At 66.3% G+C, this 912-nt stretch carries 1 protein-coding gene; it reads right to left on the reverse strand.

Features of this window, described 5'->3' with window-relative positions; translation table 11 throughout:
* A partial coding sequence (locus AB0N17_RS46785; RefSeq protein ID WP_366017743.1) for a beta-propeller fold lactonase family protein occupies nt 1-896 on the reverse strand: 896 nt, incomplete at its 3' end.
* Nucleotides 897-912 lie beyond the last annotated feature (16 nt).

A 912-nucleotide genomic window follows, 5' to 3' on the forward strand; every position in this document is an offset into this window, starting at 1 on the left:
GTGGTCTCGGTGATGTCGACCGATCCGTTGGCGTGTGGCGCGGGGAAGACGGTGTGGCCGGGGCCCGGGGTGACCTGGAACAGGTAGTTGCCCGCTCCCAGGACGTCGTCGCACGTCGAACCGGTCGGTGCCGTGTGGGGCTGCACCCCCGCCTGGCTGGGCGCCCCCGGCTTCGTCATGGCTGAAGCGATCGCCACACCTTGCGGTCTGGTGCCGACGGGTACGGTGGCGGTGACGGTGTTGGTGGCCGTATCAATCACCGACACCGTGTTGTCACCAGCGTTGGTGACGTAGGCGTGGGAGCCGTCCTGGGTCACCGCCACACCATTCGGAAGGGCGCCGACGGGGATGGTGGCGGTGACGGTGTTGGTGGCCGTGTCGATCACCGACACCGTGTTGTCATGGAAGTTGGTGACGTAGGCGTGGGAGCCGTCCGGGGTCACCGCCACACCATTCGGAAAGCTGCCGACGGTCACGGTGGCGGTGACGGTGTTGGTGGCCGTGTCGATCACCGACACCGTGTTGTCATCGGAGTTGGTGACGTAGGCGTGGGAGCCGTCCGGGGTCACCGCCACCTCATTCGGAGCGGTGCCGACGGGGATGGTGGCGGTGACGGTGTTGGTGGCCGTGCCGATCACCGACACCGTGTTGTCATCGAAGTTGGTGACGTAGACGTGGGAGCCGTCCGGGCTCACCGCCACACCATTCGGAAAGCTGCCGACGGTCACGGTGGCGGTGACGGTGTTGGTGGCCGTGTCGATCACCGACACCGTGTTGTCACCAGCGTTGGCGACGTAGACGTGGGAGCCGTCCTGGCTCACCGCCACACCATTCGGAAAGCTGCCGACGGTCACGGTGGCGGTGACGGTGTTGGTGGCCGTGTCGATCACCGACACCGTGTTGTCACCACGT

Origin of the sequence: Streptomyces sp. NPDC051133, from assembly GCF_040682635.1 — a bacterium.
Lineage (GTDB): Bacteria > Actinomycetota > Actinomycetes > Streptomycetales > Streptomycetaceae > Streptomyces.